We start from the raw sequence: 15,184 nt of genomic DNA on the forward strand, positions 1-15,184 counted from the left end.
GGAGCAGGGCCAGGTCCTATATCCAGTCCTCGGGCTCCGGTTCCGCGTCCATCTCGGGCCAGTCCGGATCCGGCCCCGCAGCAGCCGGTGCCGCAGCGGCCGGCGCCGCCGCTCCGGGGGCGCCGGCCAGCGAGGCGAGCACCCCGATCACGCCCTCCCCGTACGTCGCCAGCTTCTTCTCGCCCACCCCGCTGATGCCGCCGAGGCCTTCCACCGAGGTGGGCCACACCGTGGCGATCTCCCGGAGCGTGGCGTCGTGGAAGATGACGTACGCCGGGACGCCGTGCTCCTTGGCCTGCTCGGCGCGCCAGGAACGCAGCGCCTCGAAGGCGGGCACGAGCTCCTGGGGCAGCTCGGCCGCGGCGGACTTGGCCTTGCGATCGCCCCGCGAGGAAGAGGAGGACGAGCGGGAGACAGCGGGCTTCGGCGCCTCCTTGCGCAGCGGTACCTCGCGCTCGCGCCGCAGCACCGTACCGCTCTCCTCGGTCAGGACCAGCGTCCCGTACTCGCCCTCCACCGCGATCAGTCCCTGCGCCAGCAACTGCCGTACGACGCCTCTCCACTCGGCCTCGGCCAGTTCCTCGCCGATGCCGAACACGGACAGCTGGTCGTGGTCGAACTGGATCACCTTGGCGGTGCGCCGCCCCAGCAGGATGTCGACGATCTGGCCCGCGCCGAACTTCTGTCCGCGCTCGCGCTGCAATCGCACCACCGTGGACAGCAGCTTCTGCGCCACGACCGTGCCGTCCCAGGTCTCGGGCGGCGCGAGGCACGTGTCACAGTTGCCGCAGGCCGGGGTGTGCGGGTCCTGGCCGAAGTAGGCAAGGAGCTGGGAGCGCCGGCACTGGACCGTCTCGCACAGGGCCAGCATCGAGTCCAGATGGGCGGCGGCCCGGCGGCGGAACGCCTCGTCGCCCTCCGAGCCCTGGATCATCTTGCGCTGCTGGACGACGTCCTGGAGCCCGTATGCCATCCAGGCCGTGGACGGCAGGCCGTCGCGGCCCGCGCGCCCCGTCTCCTGGTAGTAGCCCTCGACCGACTTGGGCAGGTCGAGGTGGGCGACGAACCGTACGTCCGGCTTGTCGATGCCCATGCCGAAGGCGATGGTCGCGACGACGACCAGGCCCTCTTCGCGCAGAAAGCGCGACTGGTGGGTGGCACGGGTCCCCGAGTCCAGACCCGCGTGGTACGGCACCGCCTCGACACCGTTGCGGGAGAGGAACTCGGCTGTCTTCTCGACCGAGTTGCGCGAGAGGCAGTAGACGATGCCCGCGTCGCCCGCGTGCTCCTCGCGCAGGAAGGACAGCAGCTGCTTCTTGGGGTCGGCCTTGGGGACGATCCGGTACTGGATGTTGGGCCGGTCGAAGCTCGCCTCGAAGTGGCGGGCGGCGGGCATGGCCAGGCGCTGGGTGATCTCCTTGTGCGTCGCGCGCGTGGCCGTGGCCGTCAGCGCGAGACGCGGAACGTCCGGCCAGCGCTCGCCGAGCAGCGAGAGCGCCAGATAGTCGGGGCGGAAGTCGTGGCCCCACTGGGCCACGCAGTGCGCCTCGTCGATCGCGAAGACGGAGATCTTCCCGCGTGACAGCAGATCCAGCGTGGGGTCCAGGCGCAGCCGCTCCGGAGCGAGGTAGAGGACATCGAGCTCCCCGGCCAGGAACTCGGCCTCGACCACACGCCGCTCGTCGAAGTCCTGCGTGGAGTTCATGAACCCGGCGCGCACGCCGAGCGCACGCAGCGCGTCCACCTGGTCCTGCATCAGCGCGATGAGGGGGGAGACCACCACTCCTGTACCTGGTCTGACCAGGGCCGGAATCTGGTAGCAGAGCGATTTGCCGCCACCGGTCGGCATCAGGACGACGGCGTCACCGCCCGCCACCACGTGCTCGATGATCGCTTCCTGCTCGCCGCGGAAGGCGTCGTACCCGAAGACCCGGTGCAGCGTGGCCAGTGCCTCGCTCTCCCCCAGCTTCTCCGTCGCGTCCGCTTCGGTCATCACACCCGTCCCGCCCATCGTCCTGTCCCCCGTACGTCGCGCCTCGACCACTGCGTCCACGATAGGGGTCCGCGCCGACAGTCTCGGAGTTATCCACAGGCTGCGACCGGCCGACTTCCCTACGCACCGGCGCCCGGCCCGCACAGCCCCCCGACGCACTCGGGACACACGGGGCACGCGGCCGACCGGACATGGCTCGGGCCCCGCTTCCTCAAGAGGAGGGAGCGGGGCCCGGCCCATGCGTGGTTCAGCGGACGAAGACCCCCGCCTGGCTGGCCAGGTTCAGGAAGTACTGCGGCGCCACACCCAGCACCAGCGTGACCGCCACACCGAACCCGATCGCCGTCATGGTCAGCGGCGAGGGCACGGCGACCGTCGGTCCCTCCGGTCGTGGCTCGCTGAAGAACATGAGCACGATCACCCGGATGTAGAAGAACGCCGCGATCGCCGACGAGATCACACCGACCACGACCAGCGCGCCCGCGCCGCCCTCCGCCGCCGCCTTGAAGACGGCGAACTTCCCGGCGAAGCCGGAGGTCAGCGGGATGCCCGCGAAGGCCAGCAGGAAGACCGCGAAGACCGCCGCCACCAACGGTGAGCGGCGTCCGAGGCCCGCCCACTTGGACAGGTGCGTCGCCTCGCCGCCCGCGTCTCGGACCAGAGTGACGACCGCGAAGGCTCCGATCGTCACGAACGAGTACGCGGCCAGGTAGAAGAGGACCGACGAGACTCCGTCCGGCGAGGTCGCGATGACGCCCGCGAGGATGAATCCCGCGTGCGCGATGGACGAGTAGGCCAGCAGCCGCTTGATGTCGGTCTGGGTGATCGCGACGATCGCACCGCCCAGCATGGTGACGATCGCGACGGCCCACATGACCGGCCGCCAGTCCCAGCGCAGGCCCGGCAGGACGACGTACAGCAGCCGCAGCAGCGCCCCGAAGGCTGCCACCTTCGTCGCCGCGGCCATGAAGCCGGTGACCGGTGTGGGCGCGCCCTGGTAGACGTCCGGGGTCCACATGTGGAACGGCACCGCGCCGACCTTGAAGAGCAGGCCCATGACGACCATCGCGGAGCCGATGAGCAGCAGCACGTCGTTGCCCATGGTGCCGACGAGCGCCGGGTCGACGCTCGGGATGGTGCCGTCGACGACCTGCGCGATCGTCGCGTACGACACCGAGCCCGCGTAGCCGTAGAGCAGGGCGATGCCGAAGAGGGTGAACGCGGAGGCGAAGGCGCCGAGCAGGAAGTACTTGACCGCGGCCTCCTGCGACATGAGCCGCTTGCGGCGGGCCACGGCGCACAGGAGGTACAGCGGGAGCGAGAAGACTTCCAGGGCGACGAACAGGGTCAGCAGGTCATTGGCCGAGGGGAAGACCAGCATGCCGCCGACCGCGAAGAGCAGCAGCGGGAACACCTCGGTGGTGGTGAACCCGGCCTTCACCGCGGCCTTCTCGCTGTCACTGCCGGGCACGGACGCGGCCTGCGCGGCGAACGAGTCGACGCGGTTGCCGTGCGCCTCCGGGTCGAGCCGCCGCTCGGCGAAGGTGAAGACGCCGAGGATGCCCGCCAGCAGGATCGTGCCCTGCAGGAACAGGGCGGGCCCGTCGACGGCGATCGCGCCCATGGCCGCGATGTGCGCCTTCGTGGTGCCGTATCCGCCCGCCGCCAGCGCGATCACCGCGGCGAAGGCGGCGGCGAGCGCGACGACGGACACGAACACCTGTGCGTAGTAGCGGGACTTGCGCGGCACGAAGGCCTCGATCAGTACCCCGACGAGCGCCGCCCCGATGACGATCAGGGTGGGCGACAATTGCCCGTATTCGATCTTCGGCGCGTCGATCTTGGAGATCGGTTCGGCCGCGGTTGTCCACAGGCTGTGGACGGCTGCTGCGCTCACTTGGCCGCCTCCACCTCGGGCTGGGGGTCCGTCTTATGGACGTCGGACATGGTCTGCTGAACCGCCGGGTTGACGATGTCGGTGACCGGCTTCGGATAGACGCCCAGGAAGATCAACAGGGCGATCAGCGGGGTGACCACCAGGAGCTCACGCACCCTGAGGTCGGGCATCTCGGCGACCTCCGCCTTCACCGGGCCCGTCATCGTCCGCTGGTAGAGGACGAGTGTGTAGAGCGCGGCGAGGACGATGCCGAAGGTGGCGACGACACCCACGGCCGGGTAGCGCTCGAACGCGCCGACCAGGACCAGGAACTCACTCACGAAGGGCGCGAGCCCGGGGAGCGAGAGGGTCGCGAGGCCACCGATCAGGAAGGTGCCGGCCAGCACCGGAGCGACCTTCTGCACCCCTCCGTAGTCGGCGATCAGACGCGAGCCGCGCCGCGAGATCAGGAACCCCGCCACCAGCATCAGGGCGGCGGTCGAGATCCCGTGGTTGACCATGTAGAGCGTCGCGCCCGACTGGCCCTGGCTGGTCAGCGCGAAGATGCCCAGGATGATGAACCCGAAGTGCGAGATCGACGCGTACGCCACCAGCCGCTTGATGTCCCGCTGGCCGACCGCCAGCAGCGCCCCGTAGATGATGCTGATGAGGGCGAGGACGAGGATGACCGGCGTCGCCCACTTGCTCGCCTCCGGGAAGAGCTGGAGGCAGAAGCGGAGCATCGCGAAGGTGCCGACCTTGTCGACGACCGCCGTGATCAGTACGGCGACCGGGGCCGTGGCCTCCCCCATGGCGTTGGGCAGCCAGGTGTGCAGCGGCCACAGCGGCGCCTTCACCGCGAACGCGAAGAAGAAGCCGAGGAACAGCCACCGCTCCGTGTTGGTCGCCATGTGCAGCGAGCCGCTGGCGCGCGCCTGCACGATCTCCTGGAGCGAGAAGTTCCCGGCCACCACGTAGAGGCCGATGACGGCGGCCAGCATGATCAGGCCGCCGACCAGGTTGTAGAGGAGGAACTTCACCGCGGCGTACGAGCGTTGGGTCGCCGCGGCCTCGTCGCCGTGCTCGTGGGCACGGTCCCCGAAGCCGCCGATGAGGAAGTACATCGGGATCAGCATGGCTTCGAAGAAGATGTAGAAGAGGAAGACGTCGGTGGCCTCGAAGGAGATGATCACCATCGCCTCGACGGCCAGGATCAGGGCGAAGAAGCCCTGGGTCGGCCGCCAGCGCTTGCTTCCTGTCTCCTGCGGGTCGGCGTCGTGCCAGCCCGCCAGGATCACGAACGGGATCAGCAGCGCGGTCAGCGCGACGAGCGCCACCCCGATGCCGTCCACGCCCAGCTCGTACCGCACCCCGAAGTCCTTGATCCAGGCGTGGGACTCGGTGAGCTGGTAGCGGTCGCCGCCGGGGTCGAAGCGTACGAGCACGATCGCGGCCAGGACGAGCGTGGCGAGCGAGACGAGCAGCGCCAGCCACTTGGCGGCGACGCGTTGCGCGGCCGGCACGGCGGCCGTGGCGATCGCCCCGATCGCCGGGAGCGCCGCCGTCGCTGTCAGCAGAGGAAAGGACATCGGTATCAGACCGCCCTCATCAGCAGGGTCGCGGCGACGAGGATCGCCGCACCGCCGAACATCGAGACCGCGTAACTGCGCGCATAGCCGTTCTGCAGTTTGCGCAGCCGCCCGGAGAGGCCGCCCATGGAGGCCGCGGTGCCGTTGACGACCCCGTCGACCAGGGTGTGGTCGACGTACACCAGGGAGCGGGTGAGGTGCTCCCCGCCGCGCACCAGCACGACGTGGTTGAAGTCGTCCTGGAGCAGGTCGCGGCGGGCCGCCCGGGTGAGCAGGGAGCCGCGTGGGGCGACGGCCGGCACGGGGCTGCGCCCGTACTGGGCGTACGCGATTCCGGCGCCGACGACGAGCAGCACCATGGTGGCCAGCGTGACCGTGAGGGCGCTGACGGGCGAGTCGCCCTCCGAGTGCCCGGTGACCGGCTCCAGCCAGTGCAGGAAGCGGTCGCCGATGCTGAAGAAACCACCCGCGAAGACCGATCCGAAGGCCAGCACGATCATGGGGATCGTCATGGACCTGGGCGACTCGTGCGGGTGCGGCTCGTGGCCTTCGGCGTCCGGCTGCCAGCGCTTCTCTCCGAAGAAGGTCATGAGCATCACGCGGGTCATGTAGTACGCCGTGATGGCCGCGCCCAGCAGGGCCGCGCCGCCGAGGATCCAGCCCTCGGTGCCGCCCTTGGCGAAGGCCGCCTCGATGATCTTGTCCTTGGAGAAGAAGCCGGACAGGCCCGGGAAGCCGATGATGGCGAGGTAGCCGAGGCCGAAGGTGACGAAGGTGACCGGCATGTACTTCCTGAGGCCGCCGTACTTGCGCATGTCGACCTCGTCGTTCATGCCGTGCATGACCGATCCGGCGCCGAGGAAGAGCCCGGCCTTGAAGAAGCCGTGCGTCACCAGGTGCATGATCGCGAAGACATAGCCGATGGGGCCGAGGCCCGCGGCCAGCACCATGTAGCCGATCTGCGACATCGTCGAACCGGCGAGCGCCTTCTTGATGTCGTCCTTCGCGCAACCGACGATCGCACCGAACAGGAGCGTGACGGCACCGACCACGGTGACGACGAGCTGTGCGTCGGGCGCGGCGTTGAAGATCGCGGCGGAGCGGACGATCAGGTACACACCCGCGGTCACCATGGTCGCGGCGTGGATGAGGGCCGAGACCGGGGTCGGGCCCTCCATCGCGTCCCCGAGCCAGGACTGCAGCGGCACCTGGGCGGACTTGCCACAGGCGGCGAGCAGCAGCATCAGGGCGATGGCGGTGAGCTTGCCCTCGGTGGCGCCGCCGACGAGTCCCGGGTGCTCCTCGGTGCCGAGCAGCGGCCCGAAGGCGAAGGTCCCGAAGGTGGTGAACATCAGCATGATGGCGATCGACAGGCCCATGTCGCCGACGCGGTTGACCAGGAAGGCCTTCTTCGCGGCGGTGGCGGCGCTGGGCTTGTGCTGCCAGAAGCCGATCAGCAGGTACGAGGCGAGGCCGACGCCCTCCCAGCCGACGTACAGCAGCAGGTAGTTGTCGGCGAGGACGAGCAGCAGCATCGCCGCAAGGAACAGGTTCAGATAGCCGAAGAAGCGGCGGCGGCGCTCGTCGTGCTCCATGTACCCGACCGAGTACAGGTGGATCAGTGAGCCGACTCCGGTGATCAGCAGGACGAACGTCATCGACAGCTGGTCGAGCTGGAAGGAGACGTCCGCCTGGAAGCCCGCGACGGGGACCCAGCTGAACAGGTACTGGCTCATGGCCCGGTGGTCCGCGCTCCTGCCCAGCATGTCGACGAAGAGGATCACGCCGATCACGAAGGAGGCGGCCGCGAGCGCCGTGCCGATCCAGTGGCCGACGGCATCGAGCCGCCGGCCGCCGCACAGCAGTACGGCCGCTCCGAGCAGAGGCGCCGCTACCAGCAGCGCAATCAGGTTCTCCACGATTCAGCGACCCCTTACAGCTTCATCAGGCTGGCGTCGTCGACCGAGGCCGAGTGGCGGGAACGGAAGAGCGACACGATGATCGCGAGCCCGACCACGACCTCCGCGGCGGCCACGACCATCGTGAAGAAGGCGATGATCTGGCCGTCGAGATTGCCGTGCAGGCGGGAGAAGGCGACGAACGCGAGGTTGCAGGCATTGAGCATGAGCTCGATGCACATGAACACCACGATCGCGTTGCGCCTGATCAGCACACCGGTGGCGCCGATCGTGAACAACAGGGCGGCGAGATAGAGGTAGTTGACCGGGTTCACTTGGACGCCTCCTCCGTCTTCGTGCGCTCCAGGCGTTCTTCGGCGCGCTGCTCCAGGGCCTTCAGATCGCTCAGTGCCTCGGTGGACACATCACGGATCTGGCCGCGGTCCCGCAGCGTCTTGCTGACGGTCAGCTCGGACGGGGTGCCGTCCGGGAGGAGACCCGGGATGTCCACCGCGTTGTGCCGGGCATAGACACCGGGAGCCGGCAGCGGCGGTACGTGCTTGCCCTCCCGGATGCGCTGCTCGGACAGCTCGCGCTGGGTCTTGGCGCGCTCGGTGCGCTCGCGGTGCGTGAGCACCATGGCGCCGACGGCGGCCGTGATGAGCAGGGCACCGGTGATTTCGAAGGCGAACACGTACTTCGTGAAGATGAGGGTCGCGAGGCCCTCCACATTCCCGTTGGCATTCGCCTTGCCGAGGCCGTTGAAGTCCTTGAGGGAGGCGTTGCCGATGCCCGCGATCAGCAGGACACCGAAGCCGAGCCCGCACACCAGGGCCAGCCAGCGCTGGCCCTTGATGGTCTCCTTCAGGGAGTCCGCCGCGGTGACACCGACGAGCATGACCACGAAGAGGAACAGCATCATGATCGCGCCGGTGTAGACGACGATCTGCACGACGCCCAGGAAGTACGCGCCGTTGGCGAGGTAGAACACCGCCAGGATGATCATGGTTGCGGCGAGGCAGAGCGCGCTGTGCACGGCCTTCTTCATGAAGACGGTGCACAGGGCGCCGATCACGGCGACGGTGCCGAGGACCCAGAACTGGAAGGCCTCTCCCGTGGAGGTGGAGTAGGCGGCGAACTGCGTGCTCATGCCTCGGCCCCCTCTTCATGGGGCTTCTCGCCCTTGGAGACGGCGACCTGGCGCTCGGTGCCGGGCGCGGCCTCCGTGACCAGGCCCCGGTAGTAGTCCTGCTCGTCCGTCCCGGGGAAGATCGAGTGCGGTGTGTCGACCATGCCCTCGTCGAGACCGGCGAGCAGCTGCTCCTTGGTGTAGATGAGGTTGGCGCGGCTGGAGTCGGCGAGCTCGAACTCGTTCGTCATCGTGAGCGCGCGCGTGGGGCACGCTTCGATGCACAGACCGCACAGAATGCAGCGGGCGTAGTTGATCTGGTAGACGCGGCCGTACCGCTCGCCCGGCGAGTAGCGCTCCTCGTCGGTGTTGTCCGCGCCCTCCACATAGATGGCGTCCGCGGGGCAGGCCCAGGCACACAGCTCACAGCCGATGCACTTCTCCAGGCCGTCCGGGTGGCGGTTGAGCTGGTGCCGGCCGTGGAACCGCGGGGCGGTGGTCTTCTGCTGCTCCGGGTACTGCTCCGTCAGGCGCTTCTTGAACATGGCCTTGAAGGTCACGCCGAAGCCGGCGACGGGGTTCTGGAAACCGGGTTTGGTCTCCTTCGGCTCCTCAGCCATCGGACCCCTCCTTTCCGTCACGAGATCCGCCATTTGATCCGTCACTCGCAGTATCGGACCCACCACTGACAATCAGCTCCCGCTCCCGGCGCGGGCGGCGCCGTGGCACGGGCGGCAGCTCCTGTCCCGGCAGCGGAGGCACCGGGAATCCACCGGCCATCGGGTCGAAGGCGGCGGGCTCGGCGGGCGTCTGCGGAGCCCCCTGCTTGTCGCGGAAGATGTCCACGGCGAACGACAGGAGCAGCAGGACGAGGACACCTCCACCGACGTACAGGGCGATGTCGGCGAAGTCGTAGTTCTCGTTCTGCAGGGTCCGTACGGTCGCGACGAGCATCAGCCAGACCACGGAGACCGGGATGAGGACCTTCCAGCCGAGCTTCATCAGCTGGTCGTAGCGGACGCGTGGCAGCGTGCCGCGCAGCCAGATGAAGAAGAACAGCAGCAGCTGCACCTTCACCACGAACCAGAGCATCGGCCACCAGCCGTGGTTGGCGCCCTCCCAGAAGGTGCTGATGGGCCACGGGGCCCGCCAGCCGCCCAGGAAGAGGGTGGTCGACACGGCCGAGACCGTCACCATGTTCACGTATTCGGCGAGCATGAACAGCGCGAACTTGATCGACGAGTACTCGGTGTTGAAGCCGCCGACGAGGTCGCCCTCGGACTCCGGCATGTCGAAGGGGGCGCGGTTGGTCTCGCCGACCATGGTGATGATGTAGATCACGAAGGAGACCGGCAGCAGGATGATGTACCAGCGGTCGTGCTGCTGTTCGACGATCGTCGAGGTCGACATCGACCCGGAGTACAGGAACACCGAGGCGAACGCGGCTCCCATGGCGATCTCGTAGGAGATCATCTGGGCGCAGGACCGCAGACCGCCCAGCAGCGGGTAGGTGGATCCGGAACTCCACCCCGCGAGCACGATCCCGTAGATGCCCACCGAGGCGACCGCGAGGACGTACAGCATCGCGATCGGCAGATCGGTGAGCTGCATGGTGGTGCGGTGACCGAAGATCGAGACCTCGTTGCCGGCCGGCCCGAAGGGGATCACCGCGATCGCCATGAAGGCCGGGATGGCCGCGACGATCGGCGCGAGGATGTAGACCACCTTGTCCGCGCGTTTGACGACGAGGTCTTCCTTGAGCATCAGTTTGATGCCGTCGGCGAGCGACTGGAGCATGCCCCAGGGGCCGTGCCGGTTGGGGCCGATGCGCAGCTGCATCCAGGCGACGACCTTGCGCTCCCACACGATGGAGAAGAGCACGGTCACCATCAGGAAGGCGAAGCAGAAGACCGCCTTGACGACGACCAGCCACCAGGGGTCGCGGCCGAACATGGAGAGGTCTTCCGTGGCGAGGTACAGCCTCATGCCTCCACCTCCTTGGGGGCCTCGGTGGCGAGCGTCGCCGGGCCGATGCGGACGAGTGCGCCGGGCAGCGCCCCCGTGTCGGAGGCGACACCGGCCCCGGTGGAGTTCAGCGGGAGCCAGACCACGCGGTCGGGCATCTCGGTGATCTGCAGCGGGAGTTCGACGGTCCCGGCGCTGCCGGTGACCGCGAGGAGATCGCCTTCCTTGACGCCTGCCTCGGCGGCCGTCGCGGCCGACACACGCGCGCGTGCGGCGTGCCGGGTGCCGGCCAGCGCGTCGTCGCCCTCCTGGAGGCGGCCCTGGTCGAGCAGCAGCCGGTGGCCCGCGAGCACGGCCTCCCCGGCGGCGGGACGCGGCAGCGATGCCGCGATCTCCACCGGCCCGGTGGCCCGCAGCCCGTCCCAGGCCCCGAGCCGGTCCAGTTCCCCGCGCGTGGTGCGCAGATCGGGCAGACCCAGATGTACGTCCATGGCGTCGGCCAGCATCTGGAGGACACGCGCGTCGGTGGGGGCCAGGCTGCGGGTCATCTGGTCGGGCTTGAGCGCGGCCTCGAAGAAACGGACCCGGCCTTCCCAGTTGAGGAAGGTGCCCGCCTTCTCCGCGACCGCGGCCACCGGGAGGACGACATCGGCGTGCTCGGTGACCTCACTGGGCCGCTGTTCGAGCGACACCAGGAAGCCGACTTCGGAGAGGGCCGCACGCGCGCGTGCCGGGTCGGGAAGGTCGGCGACCTCCACACCCGCCACCACCAGGGCCCGCAGCTCCCCGCCGAGGGCGGCTTCGACGATCTGGCCGGTGTCGCGGCCGTAGCGGTGCGGAAGTTCGGACACGCCCCACTCCGCGGCGACCTCCTCCCGCGCGCGCGGGTCGGTGGCCGGACGCCCGCCCGGCAGCAGCGACGGCAGTGCGCCCACCTCGATGGCGCCGCGTTCCCCGGCCCGGCGTGGGATCCACACCAGCGTGGCGCGGGTCGCGGACGCGGCCCGTACGGCGGCGGTGAGCCCGCCCGCCACGGCCGCGATCCGCTCGCCGACGACGATCACCGCGCCCTCGGTGCGCAGCGCCTCGGCGGCCTTGGCGCCGTCGCCTTCCAGACCGGCGCCGCTCGCGAGGGCGTCCAGCCACTCGGTCTCGGTGCCGGGCGCGGCGGGCAGCAGCGTGCCGCCCGCCTTCTCCAGACCGCGCGTCGCGTACGTGGCGAGCGAGAAGGTCTTCTGCCCGTGCCCGCGCCAGGCCTTGCGCAGCCGCAGGAAGACGCCGGGCGCCTCCTCCTCGGACTCGAATCCGACCAGCAGGACGGCGGGCGCCTTCTCCAGAGCGGTGTAGGTGAGGCCCGTGCCGTCGAGGTCCCGTCCGCGTCCGGCGACCCGGGCCGCCAGGAAGTCGGCCTCCTCGGCGCTGTGCACGCGCGCGCGGAAGTCGATGTCGTTCGTGTCGAGGGCCACGCGCGCGAACTTGCTGTACGCGTAGGCATCCTCGACGGTGAGGCGCCCACCGGTCAGAACGCCGGTGCGGCCGCGGGCCGCCGACAGTCCCTCGGCGGCGATCGAAAGTGCCTCCGGCCAGGACGTGGGCTCCAGCTCACCCGACGCACCGCGTACCAGAGGGGTGTCGAGCCGGTCCCGCTGCTGCGCGTACCGGAACCCGAACCGCCCCTTGTCGCACAGCCACTCCTCGTTGACCTCGGGGTCGGGGGAGGCCAGGCGCCGCATGACCTTGCCGCGCCGGTGGTCGGTGCGGGTCGCGCAGCCGCCCGCGCAGTGCTCGCACACCGAGTGCGAGGAGACGAGGTCGAAGGGGCGGGAGCGGAAGCGATACGCCGCCGAGGTCAGCGCGCCGACCGGGCAGATCTGGATGGTGTTCCCGGAGAAGTACGACTCGAAGGGGTCGCCCTCGCCGGTGCCGACCTGCTGGAGCGCGCCCCGCTCGATCAGCTCGATCATCGGGTCGCCCGCGATCTGGTTGGAGAAGCGGGTGCAGCGGGCGCACAGCACGCACCGCTCGCGGTCGAGCAGCACCTGCGTGGAGATCGGGACCGGCTTCTCGTACGTCCGCTTCTTCCCCTCGAAGCGGGAGTCGACGTTGCCGTGCGACATCGCCTGGTTCTGCAGCGGGCACTCGCCGCCCTTGTCGCAGACGGGGCAGTCCAGCGGGTGGTTGATGAGCAGCAGCTCCATCACGCCGTGCTGGGCCTTTTCGGCGACGGGCGAGGTGAGATGAGTCTTGACGACCATCCCGTCCGTACACGTGATCGTGCAGGACGCCATGGGCTTGCGCTGGCCCTCGACCTCGACGATGCACTGGCGGCAGGCGCCTGCCGGGTCGAGCAGCGGGTGGTCGCAGAACCGGGGGATCTCGATGCCGAGCTGCTCGGCGGCGCGGATGACCAGGGTGCCCTTGGGCACGCTGATCTCGACGCCGTCGATCGTCAGCGAGACGAGATCCTCCGGCGGGACCGCCGCCTCTCCCCCGCCCGAGGGAGCGCTGGTGGTCACGGTCATGCGTTCACCTCCGTGCGGTCGGCCCAAGCCGTGGACTTGGCAGGGTCAAAGGGGCAGCCGCGGCCCGTGATGTGCTGCTCGTACTCCTCGCGGAAGTACTTGAGCGAGGAGAAGATCGGCGAGGCGGCGCCGTCGCCGAGGGCGCAGAACGACTTGCCGTTGATGTTGTCGGCGATGTCGTTCAGCTTGTCGAGGTCGGACATGACGCCCTTGCCGGCCTCGATGTCGCGCAGCAACTGCACGAGCCAGTACGTTCCTTCGCGGCACGGTGTGCACTTGCCGCAGGACTCGTGGGCGTAGAACTCGGTCCACCGAGTGACCGCCCGGACGACGCAGGTCGTCTCGTCGAAGCACTGGAGTGCTTTTGTGCCGAGCATGGAACCCGCGGCACCCACTCCTTCGTAATCAAGAGGGACGTCGAGGTGCTCGTCGGTGAACATCGGGGTCGAGGAGCCGCCCGGCGTCCAGAACTTCAACCGGTGGCCGGGGCGCATCCCGCCGCTCATCTGGAGGAGTTGACGGAGTGTGATGCCGAGTGGGGCCTCGTACTGGCCGGGGCTGGTGACATGGCCGCTGAGCGAGTAGAGCGTGAAGCCCGGGGACTTCTCGCTGCCCATCGACCTGAACCATTCCTTGCCTTTTTGCAGAATGGCGGGAACTGACGCGATCGACTCGACGTTATTCACCACAGTCGGGCACGCATAGAGGCCCGCGACGGCTGGGAAGGGGGGACGAAGCCGCGGTTGACCACGGCGGCCTTCGAGCGAGTCGAGCAGTGCGGTCTCCTCACCGCAGATGTACGCGCCCGCGCCCGCGTGCACGGTGAGCTTGAGGTCGAGCCCGCTGCCCAGGATGTTCTCGCCCAGGTAGCCCGCCGCGTAGGCCTCTCGGACGGCCTCGTGCAACCGTCGCAATACGGGGACGACTTCACCACGGAGATAGATGAAGGCATGCGAAGACCGGATGGCATAACACGCGATCACAATGCCCTCGATGAGGCTGTGCGGGTTCGCGAAGAGGAGCGGGATGTCCTTGCAGGTCCCCGGCTCCGACTCGTCGGCGTTGACAACTAGATAGTGAGGTTTGCCATCACCCTGGGGAATGAACTGCCACTTCATTCCGGTGGGGAATCCCGCGCCGCCACGGCCGCGCAGACCGGAGTCCTTGACGTACGCGATCAGGTCGTCCGGCGACATGGCCAGCGCCTTGCGCAGCCCCTCGTACCCCTCGTGCCTTCGGTAGACGTCCAGCGTCCAGGACTTCTCCTCGTCCCAGAAGGCCGACAGCACGGGTGCGAGCAACTTCTCGGGGCCGGTCTCTCCCCCACGCTCGAATTCGCTCGCGTGGGCGGTGCCCCCGTTCTCGGGTGCCAACGTCATCACTCCCCCTCCTCGGCAACAGGACCCGCCGGGTGTGACGGATCGGAGGCCGATGTGTCCTGCGGCGCGTCGTGCGAGCTCAGATGCTCGGCCGGCGGCTGGCCCTGAGGTACTCCGACGCCTCGCGGATGCACCACGCGCGCGGGGCCGCTCTCTCCCTTGGCCAGGCGGAGACCGATCAGCGAGGCGGGGCCCGCGCTGCCACCCGCCTCCACGGCCCCCTCCCGCTCGTCGGGGAAGCCCGCCAGGATCCGGGCGGTGTCCTTGAACGTGCACAAGGGGGCACCGCGGGTGGGTTCGACCTCGGTTCCCGCGCGCAGGTCGTCGACCAGACGCTTCGCGGAGGCCACGGTCTGGTTGTCGAAGAACTCCCAGTTGACCATCACGACCGGCGCGAAGTCGCAGGCCGCGTTGCACTCGATGTGCTCCAGGGTGACCTTGCCGTCGTCGGTGGTCTCGCCGTTGCCGACGCCCAGGTGGTCCTGGAGGGCCTCGAAGATCGCGTCGCCGCCCATGACCGCGCAGAGGGTGTTGGTGCAGACACCCACCTGGTAGTCACCGCTCGGCTTGCGCCGGTACATCGAGTAGAAGGTCGCGACGGCGGTGACCTCGGCCGTGGTCAGGTTCAGTACGTCCGCGCAGAACCGCTGCCCCGTGCGCGTGACATGGCCCTCCTCCGACTGCACGAGATGCAGCAACGGAAGGAGCGCCGAACGGGAGTCCGGGTAGCGGGCGATGATCTCGCGCGCGTCCGCTTCGAGCCGGGCTCGAACGTCGTCCGGATAGTCGGGCGCCGGCAGTTGGGGCATGCCCAGGCTGACGCCCTCGGGGGT

11 protein-coding genes are annotated in these 15,184 nt (G+C 69.1%); all 11 read right to left on the bottom strand.

The annotated features are described in order from the left end of the window. Positions 1-16 precede the first annotated feature (16 nt). The 11 genes from recQ to nuoE all read right to left on the bottom strand — a co-directional run bounded on the left by recQ (position 17) and on the right by nuoE (position 15,160). A complete protein-coding gene (gene recQ, locus RV986_RS21890) occupies positions 17-2,011 on the bottom strand; it encodes a DNA helicase RecQ (protein ID WP_475924372.1) in 1,995 nt (664 codons plus the stop codon). A gap of 229 nt (positions 2,012-2,240) precedes the next feature. After that, positions 2,241-3,890, bottom strand: coding sequence for an NADH-quinone oxidoreductase subunit NuoN (gene nuoN, locus RV986_RS21895; RefSeq protein WP_475919018.1), 1,650 nt, complete (start codon positions 3,888-3,890; stop codon positions 2,241-2,243). Then, positions 3,887-5,458: an NADH-quinone oxidoreductase subunit M gene (locus RV986_RS21900; protein WP_475919019.1), complete on the bottom strand. Its 1,572-nt coding sequence runs from the start codon at positions 5,456-5,458 to the stop codon at positions 3,887-3,889. The genes nuoN and RV986_RS21900 overlap by 4 nt, the downstream gene beginning before the upstream one ends. A gap of 5 nt (positions 5,459-5,463) precedes the next feature. Next, the gene (nuoL, locus tag RV986_RS21905) at positions 5,464-7,377 is read right to left on the bottom strand and encodes an NADH-quinone oxidoreductase subunit L (RefSeq protein WP_475919020.1); all 1,914 of its coding nucleotides are present in this window, start codon (positions 7,375-7,377) and stop codon (positions 5,464-5,466) included. 14 nt (positions 7,378-7,391) lie between these two features. Further along, positions 7,392-7,691 carry an NADH-quinone oxidoreductase subunit NuoK gene (gene nuoK / locus RV986_RS21910; protein WP_121405432.1) on the bottom strand — a complete coding sequence of 100 codons (300 nt, stop codon included), beginning with the start codon at positions 7,689-7,691 and terminating at the stop codon, positions 7,392-7,394. Next, a complete protein-coding gene (locus tag RV986_RS21915) occupies positions 7,688-8,506 on the bottom strand; it encodes an NADH-quinone oxidoreductase subunit J (RefSeq protein ID WP_475919021.1) in 819 nt (272 codons plus the stop codon). The genes nuoK and RV986_RS21915 overlap by 4 nt, the downstream gene beginning before the upstream one ends. Next, a complete protein-coding gene (gene nuoI / locus RV986_RS21920) occupies positions 8,503-9,105 on the bottom strand; it encodes an NADH-quinone oxidoreductase subunit NuoI (RefSeq protein ID WP_475919022.1) in 603 nt (200 codons plus the stop codon). The genes RV986_RS21915 and nuoI overlap by 4 nt, the downstream gene beginning before the upstream one ends. After that, entirely contained in the window at positions 9,098-10,471 is a 1,374-nt protein-coding gene (gene nuoH, locus RV986_RS21925) for an NADH-quinone oxidoreductase subunit NuoH (RefSeq protein WP_475919023.1), read from the bottom strand. The genes nuoI and nuoH overlap by 8 nt, the downstream gene beginning before the upstream one ends. Next, positions 10,468-12,972: an NADH-quinone oxidoreductase subunit G gene (locus tag RV986_RS21930; RefSeq protein WP_475919024.1), complete on the bottom strand. Its 2,505-nt coding sequence runs from the start codon at positions 12,970-12,972 to the stop codon at positions 10,468-10,470. Before RV986_RS21930 ends, nuoH begins: the two co-directional genes overlap by 4 nt. Then, on the bottom strand, positions 12,969-14,351 hold the full coding sequence (gene nuoF, locus RV986_RS21935; RefSeq protein WP_475919025.1) for an NADH-quinone oxidoreductase subunit NuoF: 1,383 nt from the start codon (positions 14,349-14,351) through the stop codon (positions 12,969-12,971). Before nuoF ends, RV986_RS21930 begins: the two co-directional genes overlap by 4 nt. Further along, positions 14,351-15,160 carry an NADH-quinone oxidoreductase subunit NuoE gene (gene nuoE, locus RV986_RS21940; protein ID WP_475924373.1) on the bottom strand — a complete coding sequence of 270 codons (810 nt, stop codon included), beginning with the start codon at positions 15,158-15,160 and terminating at the stop codon, positions 14,351-14,353. The genes nuoF and nuoE overlap by 1 nt, the downstream gene beginning before the upstream one ends. Positions 15,161-15,184: the final 24 nt, after the last annotated feature.

It is taken from the genome of Streptomyces sp. RLA012 (genome assembly GCF_056270325.1).